The sequence below is a fragment of the Deltaproteobacteria bacterium genome (assembly GCA_013151915.1).
In the GTDB taxonomy this organism is placed as follows: domain Bacteria; phylum BMS3Abin14; class BMS3Abin14; order BMS3Abin14; family BMS3Abin14; genus BMS3ABIN14.
The window spans coordinates 36,760-53,074 of sequence record JAADHJ010000033.1; the positions used below are offsets into that span (position 1 = coordinate 36,760).

Genomic DNA, 16,315 nt, shown 5'->3' on the forward strand with positions numbered 1-16,315 from the left:
ACAACTTAACTACGTCCCCTAAACTAAAATCATTCGCCGGTCAGGATGGTCGGTACCACCGACATCCCCACTCTCAGGTATGGAATTACCTTCTGGATGTTGTCGAAAACCATCTTCACGGGGATTCGCTGGACCACCTTGACGTAGTTGCCGCTGGCATTTTCAGGAGGAAAGAGGGAAAACGCCGATCCGGTGCCGGCCATAATGCTGTCCACATGCCCGTCAAACCTTTTTGAGGGAAAGGCATCGAGTCTGATCCTTACCCGTTGGCCCGGCTTAATCAGGTGAAGCTGGGTTTCCTTGTAGTTCGCCAGGATGTATGCCTTGTCAAAGGAAACCACTGCCAGGAGCGGCTGGCCGGCCTGTACCTGATTTCCAATTTCCACCGATTTTTTGGTCACGAAACCGTCAGCCGGGGCTGTAATCTTCGTATAGGACAGGTTGAGCTTGGCCAGTTCCGCCTGCGCTTCCCTTCTCTGGATTTGGCCTTCCTGACTCTTTATTGACTGAAGGAACCGGACAGCCATGGCTCTCTCAGCCTTCAGGACCGCTTTTGCCTGGAGAACCGCGCTGGAATGGGCCCGGACCGTGGCCGTCGCCTGCTCTTTCCGTTTTTCGGCCGCATGAAGGACCGCGGCTGCTACCTCGAAACCGGTCCTGGCCCGGTCATAACGGTCCCTGGGTATGACCCCCTTGCCCAGGAGGTTCTGCGCCCTTTTCAGATCTGTGTCAGCCTGGTCCCGAACCGCCCGTTTGGCACGGATCTCGGCCTCCCGGACCGCCACGACGGCCTTAAGCTCATCCCCCGCGATGATCGTTCTTTTCAAAAACGCCCTTGCCGATAAAACCCGTTTTTCCTGTGCCTTCGCCTGGGCCTTGAGCTCCGCCGGCCTATCCATTTCCGACTGAAGCGCGCCTTGGGCCGCGGCCAATCTCTGGACGTAGATATTATCATCGAGGTCAACGAGCTCTTCCCCCGCCCGGACAAACCGGTTGTTGTCCACACGGACCAAGCTTACCGTTCCCGGCACACGCGACGCGACCAGGTGAATCGCTCCTTTCACGAAGGCGTCGTCGGTTTTAAGGTGGGCCCGGGAATACCCGCGATACCATAATCCCACGGCCAGCCCTATGATCACCACACCGGAAAAAATGGCGAAAGCTTTGCGCTTTTTATTGTTGTTTTTCCCCGGTGCCGGTATCGTTTCAGTCATCTCAAACCTCCGTCATCTCCATTATTGATAGTGCCGTGAAAAACCCACCCATGGCTTTTTACTCAACGGAAAGCGAAAAATGTCATTTTCACTTTCCTCACAAATCAAAGACTTGCCCTGCAAGTCTTTGATTTGCGCACCCATCAGGGGGCACGTTGATGACTATTTGCGAAGTCATCATTGTTATAGGCTTTAACAAGGTCCATGCCTTGGGCGAAAATAAGCAGCGCCGTTTCTCGCTGTACCCCGTAAAGGGCGCTCCAGTAGTTGGTTTTGGCCCGCGCCAGCAATGTCACGGCATCCTGGACGTCGGTGGCGGTGGCTTCACCCTCCTCGTAGCGCAGGTTCAGGAGCCTCAGGTTCTCATCGGCCTGTTTGACTCCGTCCCGGGCGGCCTCGACCCGTTTCCCAGCACTCCTCAGCCCGAGGACTGCATCCTTGACCTCCAGGCTCACTCTCTCGACAGCGGCAGCCCTTTCGATCCTGAGTGCATCGAGTTCAGTCTCCGCCCGCCTCAGCCTGGCGCTCGTGCTCCCACCGGAATAAAGGTTCAGTGAAACTCCGGCTGAAAGGTTCCAGTTGGACTCATGAACCATGTACTCGTTCTCCTCATAAGCAAACCCACCGTTAAGGGAAATCGTCGGATAGGACGAAGCCCTGAGAGATCTGACCGCCGCCTCCTTTGCCTCGATCCTTGTCGCGAGTTCCCTCAGCTCCGGCCGCAACTTCCCTGCTGTGTTGGTGGCCGAATCAAGATCAGGCTTCGGAAAGAGGGCGGCTGTGGAGATCTCATTCGGCTCGACCTCCGCCGACAGGGGACGGAGAAGGAGGTTGTTGATTACCGATTCCCGGATGGAACGGGTGTTTTGGGCGGACATCTTTCTTTGCATGGCGTCGGAAAGGATGACCTTGGCCTGCAGAAGATCGTTTACGGTCACCAGCCCCTCCTCGTACATCGCCTTCGCCTCCCCCATGTGGTTCTCGTACTGGCTGACTTCATCCCGGGCCACATCCAGCCGTTTTTCGGCTTCCAGAAGGCCAATATAGGCCATTATGAAATCGCGGGCGGCAACGTTCCGCGTCGATTCGGTATTGATTCCCTGGGCACGGGATCTCAGGGCGGCGGCCCTGATCGAGGATGAGCTCTGCCCGAAGTCGTAGAGGAGCTGACTGGCCCTCAAACCGTAGGACAATGAGTTCTTGTCGGCCACAGGCACCGGGCCGGAGGGGCCGAAACGGGCCTCCGGTTGATAGGCGAGAAAAGATTGTCTGGCGAACAGGTCCACCCTGGGAAGCCGCTTCGAACGGGAAAGCGATACGTCTTCTTCAGCGGCCGTCTGCCTGGCTTCGGCAATTTGAATCCGCCTGCCCCGCGAAGTAACGATCTCCAGTCCTTCCCGGAGCGTCAGGGCATGACCAGCCCTTAAACCCACCCCAAAAAACAGGAAAAACAACAAACAAACAACCGATAAGCGTCTCATATCAGCCTCTTTCTAGTCCTTTTGGTCCCGTGCGATGAGCCCGTTTACGAAGATGTCCACGAATTCCTTTACGGTCCTTGTAACCTCCGCCTGCGAAAGTTCCCGGTCCTTTATTACACCCTCGACAATAAAGTGGGAAAAGAGGGTGCGCAGAAACATTCTCGCGGCGGTGCCTGAATCAAATTCCCGCATCTTCCCTTCAGCCCTCAAGCCGTCAAGATACCCCTCTACGGCCTTTTCCATATCCCTGACGAACCGCATGTGGACCTGCCGCACCTTTTCAGGGTAGGTATTGAACTCGGAGAGGATGATCCTGACCATCCTTTTCCTCTCCTTCAGGGTCTCGATATACCGGATCCCGATGCTTTCCAATGCATCCTGGCACGACATTCCCTGGACATTTTCCAGGAGGTGGATCAACCGTGGAAGGAAGGTGCGTGACTTCAAGACCTCCTCGAAGAGCCTCTCCTTCTTCCCGAAATGTCTGAAAAGGGTCAACTCGGAGACCCCCGCCATTTGGGCGATCTCCCGCGTGGACGCCCCGAGATAGCCTTTCTCGGATATCAGCTCCAACGTTGCTTCGAGGAGCTTTTCCCTCGTATCGGATTTTTCAGCCATATTTTATCTTTCAGCCTGATCCGGCTTCAATGTAAGTAAGCACTTACATAATAAACATGGGAGGAAAAGTCAAGACGGTCGGTAACGATAACGCCCATTGAGGATTTTCGCCCATTATGTTTATTGGATAACAGACCGTTAATGGTATAGTTTCCGTGGTATTACCTCACCCGAGGTGGCTTTCGCGCAGCCTCCAACAGGCTGTGTCCAAGGCAGGACGGACATGAAAGGCAGCATTTGGAAAAGGCCGCAAATGATCTCCTGACAGGATTGGGCCAGCATGCCCTTCTCGTCTACGTATTCATCTTTATCGTAGCTTTTTCGGAATCCTTTGCCTTCGTCGGCCTCTTTGTCCCCGGCGCAGTCTTCGCGGTTACCGCCGGATTCCTCGCCGCGAGGGGATTGTTCGACTTCCAGGCCCTTGCCCTGGCCGGGGCGGCGGGCGCCATTCTGGCGGACCTCGCCAGTTATTACCTCGCACGCATCTATGGATCAAGAATCACCGGGGGGAAACTCTACATAAGATATCAACCATACCTGGAAAGGGGAAACAGGTTCATAGAGAAGCACGGCGGCAAGAGTGTCTTTCTGGGGCGGTTTGTAGGTTTTATTCGCCCGGTGGTTCCCTTCCTGGCCGGCCTGCTGAGCATGAATCCGCTGAAGTTCGCGATCTACGCCACAGTGAGCGGCATCCTGTGGGCCTACACCTACATAGGCGCCGGATACCTGTTCGGGGAAAGTTGGAAGGTGGTGGAGGCTTGGACGGGCAAACTAAGCATTCTGTTCCTTCTGATCATATTCACTCTTTATTTCGCAAGGCATATTGCCAAGGTGATGGGGAGAAAGTTGGCTGGTGCCGGCGGTTTTCTGGGATCTATTTTCGATAGCGTTGTTGTCTCGCTTTCGGAAAATCCGTATATTTCCGGTCTCTTGGCCCGTCACCCTTCACTGGTCGGGTTTTTCAAACAGCGATTCGACAAAAACAGCGCTTCGGGCCTTCTCCTTACCACCGGCTTCCTGGTTACGTCCTTTTTCTCCTACCTCTTTCTCGCGGTGGTTGAGGACGTCGTTTTCCACGACCCACTGACCAGTCTTGACGCGACCATCTTTTACGCCCTGCAGGGCGTCCATTCACGGTTCGCCGACGAGTTCTTCGTCTTCATAACGACCATGGCGAGTTCGGTGCCGGTCATAATCTCCTTTCTGCTGATTCTTGGCATCCTGGCTGTCAACCGTAAAAGGTTGGAGGCATTCTTCTTCGTTCTCAACTTTGTCGGAGGGATGGTCTTTCTTGTGGCCATGAAGTACCTTTTACAGAGGCCGCGTCCCGCGGCTATTTACCACTTTTTCACCGAAACAACCCCATCCTTCCCAAGCGGGCATACCTTCATGTCCATAACGGTCCTCGGTCTTGCGCTCTATTACCTGGTCCGTTACGTGAGGACCGGCGGCGCAAGGACCTCCGCAATCTTTGCCTATTTCCTTTTCATCTTCCTCGTGGGGCTCAGCCGTATTTACCTGGGGGTACATTGGTTCAGCGACGTACTGGGCGCCGGCTTCGCAGGATTCATATGGATCAGCATAATGGTAACCTCCTATGAGTATGTTATCAAGCGCAACGGTCCCAGGGACAGGGCTGGCATGGGGTCGAAGTGGGTCCCCGCGGCAGCAGCGCTCCTGGCTGTATTGGGCGTTGTGGGAAATGTATCCTACTCCATCCGTAAGACCGGTCCGATTGTCAGAAACGTCCAGGTGGTCTCACCGGCGATCAGGGAGTTTTCCGGTGACATGGGGCAGGTTATCAGGAAGGAGATCTCTCCTTTTACCGAGACCCTTCTTGGGAACCGGGCGGCGCCGATCCAGGTGGTTTTCTCAGGGGACCGGAAAAGGATCGAGGGGCTCCTCAGGGATTCCGGATTCGTCCGGAAAAATGAGATGCGTGTCAGGGATCTTTTCGGCTATGTCATCATGACCCTGGAACAACGGATCCAGGATCCATTGGCCGCCGTCCTTTACTACTATCATAACCGTTCCCAGGACGGTACATGGATGAGGTCCGGAGGGGATGGTCCGTACCCTGCAATGGTCGTCCGTATGTGGGATACCCGGACCATGGTAAACGGGCGTCCTGTCACGGTGGCGACGGTGGATGTTGAGAAGGGCCTCTTTCGCCCCTTTCCGTGGCTAGAACTTCCCATGCCTGTCTGTGAGGTCTCCCTGCCGAACGTCAGGAAGAGGTTTCGAATCCGCCTTGAGGGAAAAAAGCTCGACATTGAGTCCTTGAAAATTACGGATGCCGGGGTGGGAAGAAACATCCTCCACCAGCAATACTTCTGGGATGGTGAGATCCTTCTGGTGAGGCCTGTCCCGAACCTCTGACCCTTTCGCGGGGTTAACCCAGATCAAAAGCTGATTTACCGCAAGGTACGCTAAGTTACGCAAAGTAGACCGCATCCCCTCACCTGAACCGTTGTTTGCCCCTGTGTACCCTGCTAAACCCCGTGTCCTCTGTGTTGGATTATCTTTTCTGAACCCTGCCTGCCGTGAGCGGGCGAGAGGAAGGTTTTCGGCCGATTCCCAAACGCCTGTTTGATAATCGAACACCTCACGAGGGGGTGAAACTGACCCCCGCATCTTTCATACCTCCGCCAACTTACCGATATTGCAGATTTTTCCATTTTTATTTTCATCCCGATCCCGTGGCCCGCCTCTTGCTCCGGTGATGCCGGAACCATTGGCGTACATTTTCTCAGGAGGTGGGACATGAACGAGTATCAGAGCAATGGAGCGGAACCGGACGAGAGCCGGGAGATGAATCCCGAAATAATGGAACCGGGGACCGAACCGGAAGAAGTCGGCGGGCCTGAAAGCTGGGCCTGTCTCGTACTCAACGACGGAGGACGCCTGGAACTTTCCGGTGACGAGGTTGTTATCGGTCGGACGGACCCCCTGGAGGGTATTCATCCCGATCTGGATCTTGGTGTCCGCGGTGGCCTGGAAATGGGAGTTTCACGGCGTCACGCTACGATTTTCCGGGAGGACGAAAAGTTCTCGCTTGAGGACCTTGGCAGCACCAACGGGACTATCATCAATCGCGAGAGGGTCCAGGCCGGCGACAGGGTGACGCTCAACGAGGGGGACGTTATTTACCTGGGACGGTTCAAGGCCGTCTTCCAGACACCCCACAACAGCGGAGGTTCACAATGAAGGCCATAGGAAACAGGGTTGCGAGAATGTCGTTCGTCGGTTGCAGCGCAGCCATCTGCGCCGCTTTGCCGCTGGGGTTGATCCTGTCCCTCTCGCCCGGCGCATCATGGCTGACCATTCTCTTCGGTTTCATCGTGGGAGGTGTCCTCGCCGGTTTTCTCACCGCATTCGATCTTCTGTGGACACAGCGGAAGGGCGAACTGGTCAATCGCGTTCTGCGTGCAGCGGCTGCAGGATCCCTTGGCGGCGCATTGGGAGCATGGGTGGGTCAGATCCTGTTTCGCCTGTGGGGAAATCACCTCGTGGCCGGCCTTTCCGCGGGGATTATTCTCCCTCTGTCCTTCGGAACAGCAGTCGGTTGGGGGGTGACCGGCCTTGGAATCGGTCTGGCTATCACGCTCCCCTTCCAATCCACCAGGCCCCGCTGGCTCATCGCCGCCAGTGGAGGGACCGTAGGGGGAGCGGTGGGAGGTCTGTTGATGCAGTTTCTACAGCCGCTGATGGGCCCTGCGAGCCTGATTTTCGGCCTGCTGGCGTTTGGCGCGGCTGTTGGATTCGGCATTTCGTGGGCGGAAATGGCTCTTTCCTCCCTACGGCTTCAGGTGCTTGAAGGTCCCGGACGTGGATCGGAATTTACTCTGGGGAAAAACACCCTCATCGGCAGTGAGGGGAAATGCACCGTCCGCCTGATCGAAGCCGGAGTGGCACCCAGGCATGCCCGTATTTTCCGTAAGGGGAGCAGCCTTTTCTTCGAGGACCTCGGTTCTTCGGCAGGGAGCGTTTTGAACGATCGCAAGGTGGCGGGAACCGCAGCCGGTGTATCCCACGGCGACCTGATCAGCATCGGAAAAACCCTTCTTCGGGTCAATGCACCCGGCCGGAAAACAGGCCTGACATCCACCATCTCCATGGCAGCCCTTGCGGCCCTGTGCATCATGGGCCTTTTCCCGGTTCCCTCGGCCGCCTCCGCACAGGATGCCTCTCAACCCGGCCAGGTGGTCGCCCGCATTACCCAGGTGGACACATCCAGGTACCCTGTCGTGGACCTTTACGCAATACTTCCCGGCGATCTGAGGCCGGGAAATGTCCATGGCCTGACCGTATTGGAGGGCAAAACGGAAACATCTCTCCTCGAGGTGAGAGATCTGAAAAAGGGCGCCAGGGATGCCCCTCTCTCCATCTCCATCGTACTCGATACGAGCACGAGCATGAAAGGCCGGAAACTGACCGAGGCCAAAGACGCCGTATACGGCTTTTCCAGGAGCATCCCCGCGGAGGCCAGGATCAACCTCATATCATTTGACGATGCCGTCCATATCATCTCCACAGGACTTCCCGCGAGTCTCATCTATAAAAACATCGCTGATCTCTCCGCTTCAGGACACACGGCCCTGTTCGACGGGATCGTCACGGGATCCAACCTGATCCGGAACGAAGCCGGAAGAAAGGTGGTCGTGACGCTGACCGACGGTATGGCCAACAGGGGTGAAAGCTCCATGAAAGATGCGGTAGCCGCCGCAGAAAAAGCCGGGGTGAGCCTTCTTTTCGTGGGACTTGGCCCGGATGTCCGACGAGAGAGATTGGGCGGCATGGCGGCCATGACAGGTGGAAGGGCCGTATTTACCTCGGACCCATCCGAGCTTTCAACCCTGTTTGAGACCTACGCAACGGAGCTTTCCAGGGAGGTACTTATTCGATACCGTTCAAGTATGCCTGACAATCCTGTTGTCCCTGTGACATTGCGCCTTACGTCCGGGAACACTGAATCAATCCTCAACGGCCGATACCTGTCGCCCAGGGCCTCTTTCATGGGGATCTCCGGGGCTACGTCCCCAATCCTCTTTCTACTTGGTCTGCTGGGGCCGGCAGGGCTTTTCGCCGCGGGGCGCCTTACCTCCTATAACATGGCGAAAGACCCGTTCCTCCTTGTGGAGGGTTCCTCCAAGGCGACCCGTCTGATTACCAGGGTCCTTTCCAACGAGGGGATGACGGTTCCGATGTCCATCGGGGGCAAGACTATCCTCGTCAACAACCAACCGGTAAAGGGAACCCGTACTCTAAGGAGCGGCGAGGCCCTGACCTGGGGCGACACAACCGTCCTGTTCAGAAAAGGTTGATGACTTCGCAAAAAGTCATCAACGCACCCATTTGGGGCGCCCAAATCGAAGATTTGCGAGGAAAGTGAAAATGACACTTTTCGCTTTCCGTGGAGTAAAAAGTCAGCAATGGACTTTTTACGACCCTATCAACCTTGATGACTTCGCAAAAAGTCATCAACGCACCTGCCGGTTTGACCTCTCTCCCCAACTGTGATAGCTAAAAAAGGGTTCTTACAGTTGAGGTTGGTGCCGATGCCCGTTGACGACAAAAATGATTTTTTCCCTACCCAGACTATCCCCCAAAGGGGAGAAGCAGCCAAACCCGATCGGCCGGCTATGGCGTACATGGCTGTTCTTACAGGTACCAAAGCAGGCAGTCAGTACTCATTATTCAACGATAGGCAGACGGTCATCGGCCGTTCCAGTGATTGTGAAATCCATATCGACGACCCGGATGCATCCCGCCGGCACGCCGCTATTCAACCCTTTGGAAATGACTACTACATAATGGACATGGGCAGCACAAACGGGACGTTGGTCAACGGAAAGCCCGTTGAAAAACGTATTCTCAGGCACAGCGACAAGATCACCCTTGGCAAACAGGTTCTCCAGTTCATTCTCGTCGGATCGGATGGGGGACCTTATCTGGATGATTCCCTGAAGGACTAGGAGTCTGTCGGATATTTCATGCAGCCTCATGGGTGAAGCCTGCCGGAGCATGATACAATTCATGCCAACTCTTCCGCAATGTGTCGAGGTTTTCCTGCACGCTGCCAGCATCCGATATCCCATATGAGCCGTAAACTGGGAAAATACATGGTCCTTGATGAGGTCGGCCGAGGGGGCATGGCGATAGTCTATCGCGCCAGGCAGGAATCCCTTGACAGGATCGTGGCCATCAAGGAGTTGAACCTTTCCAGCACAACTTCCGACATCAAGGCCAAAGAGAGATTCCAGATGGAGGCCCGAGCGGCGGCCTCACTCGACCACCCCAACATCATTACCATTCACGACTTCTGGGAAAGGGGTAGCAGGGCATATATCGCCATGGAGTACGTCGAGGGCCTGGAACTGAAGGAAGCCCTCGACCATCATGGCGCCCTGGACACTGTCCTCGCTGCCCAGATCGGCATCCAGGTTTGCGCCGCGCTCAGTTACGCACACGAACGTGGAATGATTCATAGGGATGTCAAACCGGGCAATATCATGCTGTCGGTTCGTGGGGATGTAAAGCTGGGCGACTTCGGTATCGTCTTCATTGCGGGGACCGCCGACCTGACAACGACCGGACAGGTCATCGGCACCCCTTCCTATATGTCCCCCGAACAGATCAGAGGGGAGGACCCGGGTCCGGTGTCGGATATCTTCAGCCTCGGCATTGTCCTTTACGAGTGCGTTACCGGCTCCAAACCCTTCACCGGCCTCAACGATGTGGCTCTGACCCACGCCATCATTCGGAAGCGGCCTGTCAGGCCCCGGCGCCTGAACCCCCGTATTTCAAGACGGCTGTCAGGCATCATCATGAAATGCCTCAGGAAAAAACCCCACCGGCGTTTTAGCACCATGGATGATCTGGCGTCCGCCCTTCAGCGCACCCTTCCGAGGAGGGCCCCCGATACCGCCAGGGTTCTGGCCAGGCTTGTTGCCGGGATCCAGCGGGAGGGAGAGGCCGACGCCACTATTCCCATGTCGCTCGCAAAAGCCGCCACTTTGTCCGGAAGACGTATCTTCGTACCCGCGGTGGTCACAATCGTGCTGGCCGCGGTGTTTCTTCTGACGGTACTGTCCGGTTCCATCAAGGAACCGACACATCCCGACGGCAGCGGAGGCCTGGGGATGATTCCCCTCACGGTTGTGGCCTACCCATGGGCCGAGGTAACAGTGGACGGCAATACTCTCGGCTACACTCCATCGGCCATACCGTATCAGGTTTCCCCGGGACATCACACTCTGGTCCTGACAAACACCAGGTTTGGTTCGCGAACCTTCGAACTCGACGTTACCCGGGGAAAACCCGTCAGCATCAGGGTTGATTTTCTGGAGGACGAAAGATGACGGCATCCAGGCAGTTCATCAGATCGCTGCCATTCACTCTGGGAGTCATGCTCATTATCTCCGCCTTTCCGTCGAGCCTGTACGCCGCATCCATCCAACATACAATTGCAAAAGGGGAATCGCTGGCTGGGATAGCCCTGGAATTTTACGGAAACAGGTCAAATTTCCGGGAGATCGCGCTGTTTAACCGGATCGAAAATCCCGCTCTGGTCCGGCCGACCATGAAGATCCGGCTGCCTTTCTCTGAGCTGGTCACCATGCGGGAAGGGGAGAGCATCAGCATGCTGGCAAAAAAAGAGTGGGGAAACCCCAAGCTCTTCCCCATCCTCGCGGCCGCCAACGGCATTCGCAATCCCCAATCCGTTCCAGTCGGGACAAGGCTTAGAATCCCGGTTATGGTCCCGTACACATTGGGTGGAGGGGAGAGCCTTTCCACGGTCGCAAGGGACTTTTACGGAAACCCGAAGGCCTATACCAGCATCGCGTTGGCAAGCGGCATTTCCCACCCTGACCGGGTTCCAGTCGGCACAGCCCTGAGGATACCGCTGATCCTGATAAGATCCTCAGCCGGCGGCGGCGCTAAGGCAGTCGGCGTGCGGCCAGGGAAAAGGACGTTTTCGGGGCTAAAAGAAGCTCAAGGTGCCTATAGAAGGGGAGAGTTTGAGAAGGCCAGAGACCTGATCGAGAGGAGGCTTTCCGTACTCAGGGGAAAAGATCGGGCAAAAGCCCTTCGACTGCTGGCCTCATGCTATTATGCATTTGGGGAAAGGGAGAAGGTTATCAGGACGTTGAAAGAATCGTATGCCCTTGATCCGGGATTCGTACCCGACCCGGCCATGGTAAACCCGGACATGATAACCCTCTACGTGAAGGCTAAAGGGTTGCCCAACCGATAATAATTATTCATTGCACCTGTTTTCGATTCGTCTCGTGTTGTATACGGCCCTGCCTTCGGCAACGATTGTGTCCCTGTCATCGGCGGAATACACCACAGAGTGGACAACACTGACACGGTTACCCATGCGAACCACTTTTGATTCCACGCAGATATCGCAATCCGGACCAGGCCTCAGAAAATCGGTCCTCATGTCAACAGTGGAGATGAGGTCCCGGAGCTCGAACAGGGACCACACCGCAAGGCCGCCGCAGGCATCGATCACGGCGGAGAGAACCCCGCCGTGCAAAGCGGGCCTCCTGGTGTCACCGACCAGCTCATCCCTGAAGGGAACCCTGACCCTGGCAAACCCTTCCCCGCATTCTTCGACCTCAATGCCCAGCAGCTTGTTGAATGGTACATCTTCCTCCATGAAATGCACCAGTTCGCCGCAGTCCTTCGCCATCAAAATCTCCTTTTATTCAGCATTGTGCCTGCCAAAATTTTACAATTCGGGGTCTGGGATCCGGGGGCTAGATGTTTTTCACGTTCCAAAGCCAACTCACCACAGCGTGACCACTTCCAGGTCACACCACAGGGTTGTTACACAGAGTAAAACTAAGGGTCAGTAGTTTTTTGTTCAGATTATACTCTGTAAAACCCTCATTTAAAATCCTGTGGAGCAGCCTGCGAGGGGCTGCACTGTGGTAAAATAAGGGGGTATGGGGTCTCCTCCGGCTGTTTTATCCTCGGATCATTACCAGCAGCATCTTGAAGCGTTTGGGCGCATTGATCGAGTGTGGTATATCGGCGGGCATGAGGACCGTCTGTCCGGCGGTGGTCAGCACGGGTTCCCCTCCGATATTCACCTCCGCCGTGCCGTCGAGAACCTGCACGATGGCGTCGAACGGAGCCGAGTGCTCGCTTAATCCCTGCCCTTTATCGAAGGCAAAAAGGGTCACAGTCCCCACCTTGCTCTGGACAAGGGCCCTGCTCACGATGGAACCATCTGAATATTCCACCATCTTTTCAAGATCGACGGCCTTCCCTGGAGGAAGCCCCCCCGTATCGGATCCCTTTTTAATCTGCGTCATGGTCTCTCTCCTGAATTGGTTGTTTTTGATGGACCGGTTTAAATTATAGAAAAGACCGTTCAGTCGTCGAAATCCCCACCCGGTCCCTTGTCGGTGTTGATCTCCCCGGCCCTCTTGACAATAAGTTTTTCCGTCCACTGGCCCGGATCCTCGATCCTCCCCGATTTGGGTCCCAGGTCGAAGGAGTCGGCCTGAAGGATGGACTGGACCGCCAAGGGGGCCGTGTCGCTGGCGTTAAAGACATCCGTGAGAAGGCGGTATACAAAATCCTCCACAGCCTGAACACTCCTCTCCCTGATTGCCGCCGGTTGACTCAACAGACGGTTCTCGAAAGGACGGTTGAGCTTCTTGTAGTTGCCGCCTTTCAGCCCGTTTTTCCCGGCGTATGCCACCATCTTCGCCCACAGATCATCGGAAACTCCATCCCCGGAGACCTTTGCAAATTCACCGTCATCGTTTAAAAACGCATTCCCGTAATCGTTGACCCGAACGCCCCAGCTTATCATCTGCAGGGCTGTGGCCACGTTGGCCTTGGTAGTGACCGTCTCCCTGGCGATTTTCCGAAGCCTCTCACTGCTGTTCCCCGATGTACCATGCTGGGCACCGGAAACCCTGTAGGGCTTCAGGGCGGCGTGGATCCGGGCGGTTAGGTCCACTTGAATGCCGGCATCGCTCTGTTCAATCCCGTGGGTTGTTCCGTTGTTCAGGGCGATCCAGTCCGGGAATATGCCGTGGGCGTTGAGGCCTTTGATCAGGAAAAGGGCCTCGGCCACGGTGGAGAGCCCCTCCTTGCCCTTGATCTCACCCACCTCCGTTTCCAGGCCGGCCCACCCGGGGACATAACCCGCAAGTTCAATGCTGGCCAGGAGATTTCTGTCGTCGGGAAGGTGCGAGGCGTCGATGGCGATGGAAGTGATCCCCGCGTCGAACATGGTGGGGATCTCCACCCTGGCCGTCTCGACATCGGCATCGTCCTTGATTCCGTAATGGTCCGCGTGGATGGCGATCGGTACGGTGATGCCCATCTCGTTGGCCAGAGAATCGACCAACCGGGCCAGGTTCCAGAAGTTTACGTCACAGTAGGCGTCGGCGCCGCCCTCGGATTTGGCGATTTCCATGATGATGGCAGCGTTGGCTCTCTGGGCGGCACGCATGGCCCCCCGGATTACGAACTGGTTCCTGCCGTTGGCCGCGATGGTCATAGCCTGGCCCTTGGCGATCATGGCCCGGTCAATAGCCTTGCCGCTTACGATGAGCGCCCTGGAATTGGGAAACAGTTTGACTATATTAGGCGGACGCCCGATCTCCAGGGCCTTTTCGAAATCCTTCTTAGAGACGGTTGACATGCTTGACCTCCTTCCACAATAAACAACACCTTCCACTCGAATCGTTTTCGGGCGGGCTGACCCCTTTCCCACATTTTCAGATTACACGCTCATATGGGGGGAAATCAAGGGCCGCGCAAATCGAAGATTTGTGAGGAAAGCGAAAAGTGGTTAACTTTCCCTTGCGATCCTCCAGCAGTTGTGCACCCCCGGGTTTCTGGCGAAGTCCCTGGGGATTGTCCGGGCGGTAATGTCCTCGACAATGAGGCCGGAAAGGGAAGCCAAGTCCATTTCAAAACCCCGGCGATTATTGGAAAAGATGAGTATACCGCTCCCGGACAGGAGCTTCGCCGTCCCTGTTATAAGACCGACATGGTCCCTCTGGACGTCGAAGGTGCCTTCCATCCCCTTGGAGGCCGAAAAAGTGGGTGGGTCGAGGAAGATCAGATCGTAGCGGGCTTTCGCAGCCTCGATCCATTTCATGCAGTCAGCCTTGATGAAACGGTGGTTTTTCCCCTTCAGGCCGTTCAATGCCATGTTTTTCCGGGCCCAATCGGTATAGGTGTTGGACATGTCCACAGAGGTGGTAAAGGAAGCGCCGCCTGCGGCGGCGTGGACGGTGGCCGCACCTGTGTAGGCAAAAAGGTTCAAAAAGTTTTTCCCCCGGGCCATCTCCCCGACCATCTTCCGCGTCAGTCGATGGTCCAGGAAAAGCCCCGTGTCGAGGTAGTCCTCCAGGTTGACGAGAAACTTCAGCCCCCCTTCGGTCACCTCGTGGAAACGACCTGATTCGTGCAGCTTTTCATACTGGCTCCGGCCCCTTTGGCGCTCCCTGACTTTAAGAAAAATCTTTTCCGCGGGGATCTTCAGCACCTCCGGGATGATCGACATCACCTGCCGGAGCCGGGCCTCGGCACCTGCCGCCTCTACAGTGGCCGGCGCCCGGTACTCCTGGACGTGAACCAGATCACCATAAACGTCCACTGCGACATTGTACTCCGGAATATCCGCTCCGTAGAGACGGTAGCAGGTAATCCCTTCCTCCTCCGCCCACTTGCCGATGGTACGAATATTTTTACGAAGGCGGTTGGCAAACATCCCGCCGCCGGCTTCGCGGGATGCGGGGGTACCCGGCGTCTTGGGCCACCCACCGGCCGTCAGTGTCTCCTTGAAAAAACGGCTTTTCTTTATGGTAAAGTGGATGAGCTTGCACTTGATGGCGCCATTATACAGGGTGTGGGTCCTGACGGCTCTTATTCCCATCTCTTTGCCCAGGTCGGGGTTGCCTGTAAAAATGGATGCGTTCCAACCCTCAAAATTTTCCCTGAGTGTTTTCCCCAGCCTTTGATAAAGCCCTTTTAATTTATCAACTTCGCCCTGCCTTTCCCCGTAGGGCGGGTTGACCGCCACAAGGCCAAAATTTCCTTCCCCTGGAGAACGGAGCGAGCCTATATCCTGGCTCTGAAAAGTTATTTTCCCATCAAGCCCCGCCCGCTTCAGGTTTTCCCGGGCTGATTTCAGGATTCTGCCGTCCACGTCATACCCCGTGATTACCGGCAAATGGATAAACCCGTCCTTTCTCCGGTAGCGGGCCTCCACCTGTAAATGTGTCCAGACCCTGGGGTCGAACCCCTTCCAGCCCATGAACCCGAAGTAGGGGCGTAAAAGTCCCGGGGCGATGTCCGCGGCCATGAGGGCCGCCTCGATGGGCAGGGTTCCGGCACCGCACATCGGGTCAATAAACGGTCGTCCTTCGGCAGCCATCCCGGGCCAACCGGCCCTGGCGAGAATGGCGGCGGCCAGGTTCTCCTTCAGGGGGGCGATCCCCTTATCCTGACGGTATCCGCGCTTATGGAGACTCTCTCCGGAAAGATCGAGGCTGATGGTTGCCTGGTTCCTGTGGATGCGGGCATTTATGCGCACATCGGGATTTTTGACCTGTACGGACGGACGCCGGCCAACCTGGTCCCGGAAGCGGTCAACCACGGCGTCCTTGATCTTCAGGGCCGCGTACCGGGAGTGTGAAATTTCCGAACCGGAGACGGTCGTGTCTACGGCCAGGGTGTTGGCTGGGGAAAGGTGATCTTCCCAGGGGATGGACCGGACACCATCATAAAGCTCCTCGGGGGTCGCTGCCGGAAAAACAGCCAGGGGCATCAGGACACGATTGGCAAACCTCGACCACAGGCAGATCCGGAGGGCCGTCTCCACAACACCATCGCAGGACACCCCGGAGCGGGTCTCCTTTATGTTGGAGGCTTCCATGCCACGCAGTTCGCCGGCAAGAAGCGATTCGATACCCATGGGACATGTGATAAAAAAAGAATGCATGGGACAATATTAACCCA

Annotated in this window: 13 protein-coding genes; 6 read left to right on the forward strand and 7 right to left on the reverse strand. The window is 56.1% G+C overall.

The window, feature by feature from the left end; translation table 11 throughout:
* Positions 1-29 precede the first annotated feature (29 nt).
* From GXP52_06825 to GXP52_06835, 3 genes are all read right to left on the reverse strand, one after another.
* Positions 30-1,214: an HlyD family secretion protein gene (locus GXP52_06825; GenBank protein ID NOY86998.1), complete on the reverse strand. Its 1,185-nt coding sequence runs from the start codon at positions 1,212-1,214 to the stop codon at positions 30-32.
* A gap of 143 nt (positions 1,215-1,357) precedes the next feature.
* Positions 1,358-2,695, reverse strand: a complete 1,338-nt coding sequence (locus GXP52_06830) for a TolC family protein (protein NOY86999.1) — start codon at positions 2,693-2,695, stop codon at positions 1,358-1,360.
* A gap of 12 nt (positions 2,696-2,707) precedes the next feature.
* Positions 2,708-3,313 carry a TetR/AcrR family transcriptional regulator gene (locus GXP52_06835; GenBank protein NOY87000.1) on the reverse strand — a complete coding sequence of 202 codons (606 nt, stop codon included), beginning with the start codon at positions 3,311-3,313 and terminating at the stop codon, positions 2,708-2,710.
* A 237-nt stretch (positions 3,314-3,550) separates the two neighbouring features.
* Between GXP52_06835 and GXP52_06840 the strand changes: the two genes are divergently transcribed.
* The 6 genes from GXP52_06840 (at position 3,551) to GXP52_06865 (ending at position 11,570) form a co-directional block, all read left to right on the forward strand.
* Positions 3,551-5,692 (forward strand): phosphatase PAP2 family protein, encoded by a 2,142-nt coding sequence (locus GXP52_06840; protein ID NOY87001.1) that lies wholly within the window; start codon positions 3,551-3,553, stop codon positions 5,690-5,692.
* A gap of 384 nt (positions 5,693-6,076) precedes the next feature.
* Positions 6,077-6,520: an FHA domain-containing protein gene (locus GXP52_06845; GenBank protein NOY87002.1), complete on the forward strand. Its 444-nt coding sequence runs from the start codon at positions 6,077-6,079 to the stop codon at positions 6,518-6,520.
* Entirely contained in the window at positions 6,517-8,637 is a 2,121-nt protein-coding gene (locus tag GXP52_06850; protein NOY87003.1) for a VWA domain-containing protein, read from the forward strand. The genes GXP52_06845 and GXP52_06850 overlap by 4 nt, the downstream gene beginning before the upstream one ends.
* A 234-nt stretch (positions 8,638-8,871) precedes the next feature.
* Complete coding sequence (locus GXP52_06855; GenBank protein NOY87004.1) at positions 8,872-9,288, forward strand: FHA domain-containing protein; 417 nt, start codon at positions 8,872-8,874, stop codon at positions 9,286-9,288.
* A 123-nt stretch (positions 9,289-9,411) separates the two neighbouring features.
* Entirely contained in the window at positions 9,412-10,674 is a 1,263-nt protein-coding gene (locus tag GXP52_06860; GenBank protein NOY87005.1) for a serine/threonine protein kinase, read from the forward strand.
* Entirely contained in the window at positions 10,671-11,570 is a 900-nt protein-coding gene (locus GXP52_06865; GenBank protein ID NOY87006.1) for a LysM peptidoglycan-binding domain-containing protein, read from the forward strand. Before GXP52_06860 ends, GXP52_06865 begins: the two co-directional genes overlap by 4 nt.
* A 3-nt stretch (positions 11,571-11,573) precedes the next feature.
* Here the strand turns inward: GXP52_06865 and GXP52_06870 are convergent, their stop codons facing one another.
* The 4 genes from GXP52_06870 to rlmKL all read right to left on the reverse strand — a co-directional run bounded on the left by GXP52_06870 (position 11,574) and on the right by rlmKL (position 16,298).
* Complete coding sequence (locus tag GXP52_06870) at positions 11,574-11,981, reverse strand: hotdog fold thioesterase (protein ID NOY87007.1); 408 nt, start codon at positions 11,979-11,981, stop codon at positions 11,574-11,576.
* 310 nt (positions 11,982-12,291) lie between these two features.
* Positions 12,292-12,642, reverse strand: coding sequence for a cupin domain-containing protein (locus tag GXP52_06875; GenBank protein ID NOY87008.1), 351 nt, complete (start codon positions 12,640-12,642; stop codon positions 12,292-12,294).
* 59 nt (positions 12,643-12,701) lie between these two features.
* On the reverse strand, positions 12,702-13,988 hold the full coding sequence (locus GXP52_06880) for a class II fructose-bisphosphate aldolase (protein NOY87009.1): 1,287 nt from the start codon (positions 13,986-13,988) through the stop codon (positions 12,702-12,704).
* Positions 13,989-14,138: 150 nt separating this feature from the next.
* Entirely contained in the window at positions 14,139-16,298 is a 2,160-nt protein-coding gene (gene rlmKL, locus GXP52_06885) for a bifunctional 23S rRNA (guanine(2069)-N(7))-methyltransferase RlmK/23S rRNA (guanine(2445)-N(2))-methyltransferase RlmL (GenBank protein ID NOY87010.1), read from the reverse strand.
* Positions 16,299-16,315: the final 17 nt, after the last annotated feature.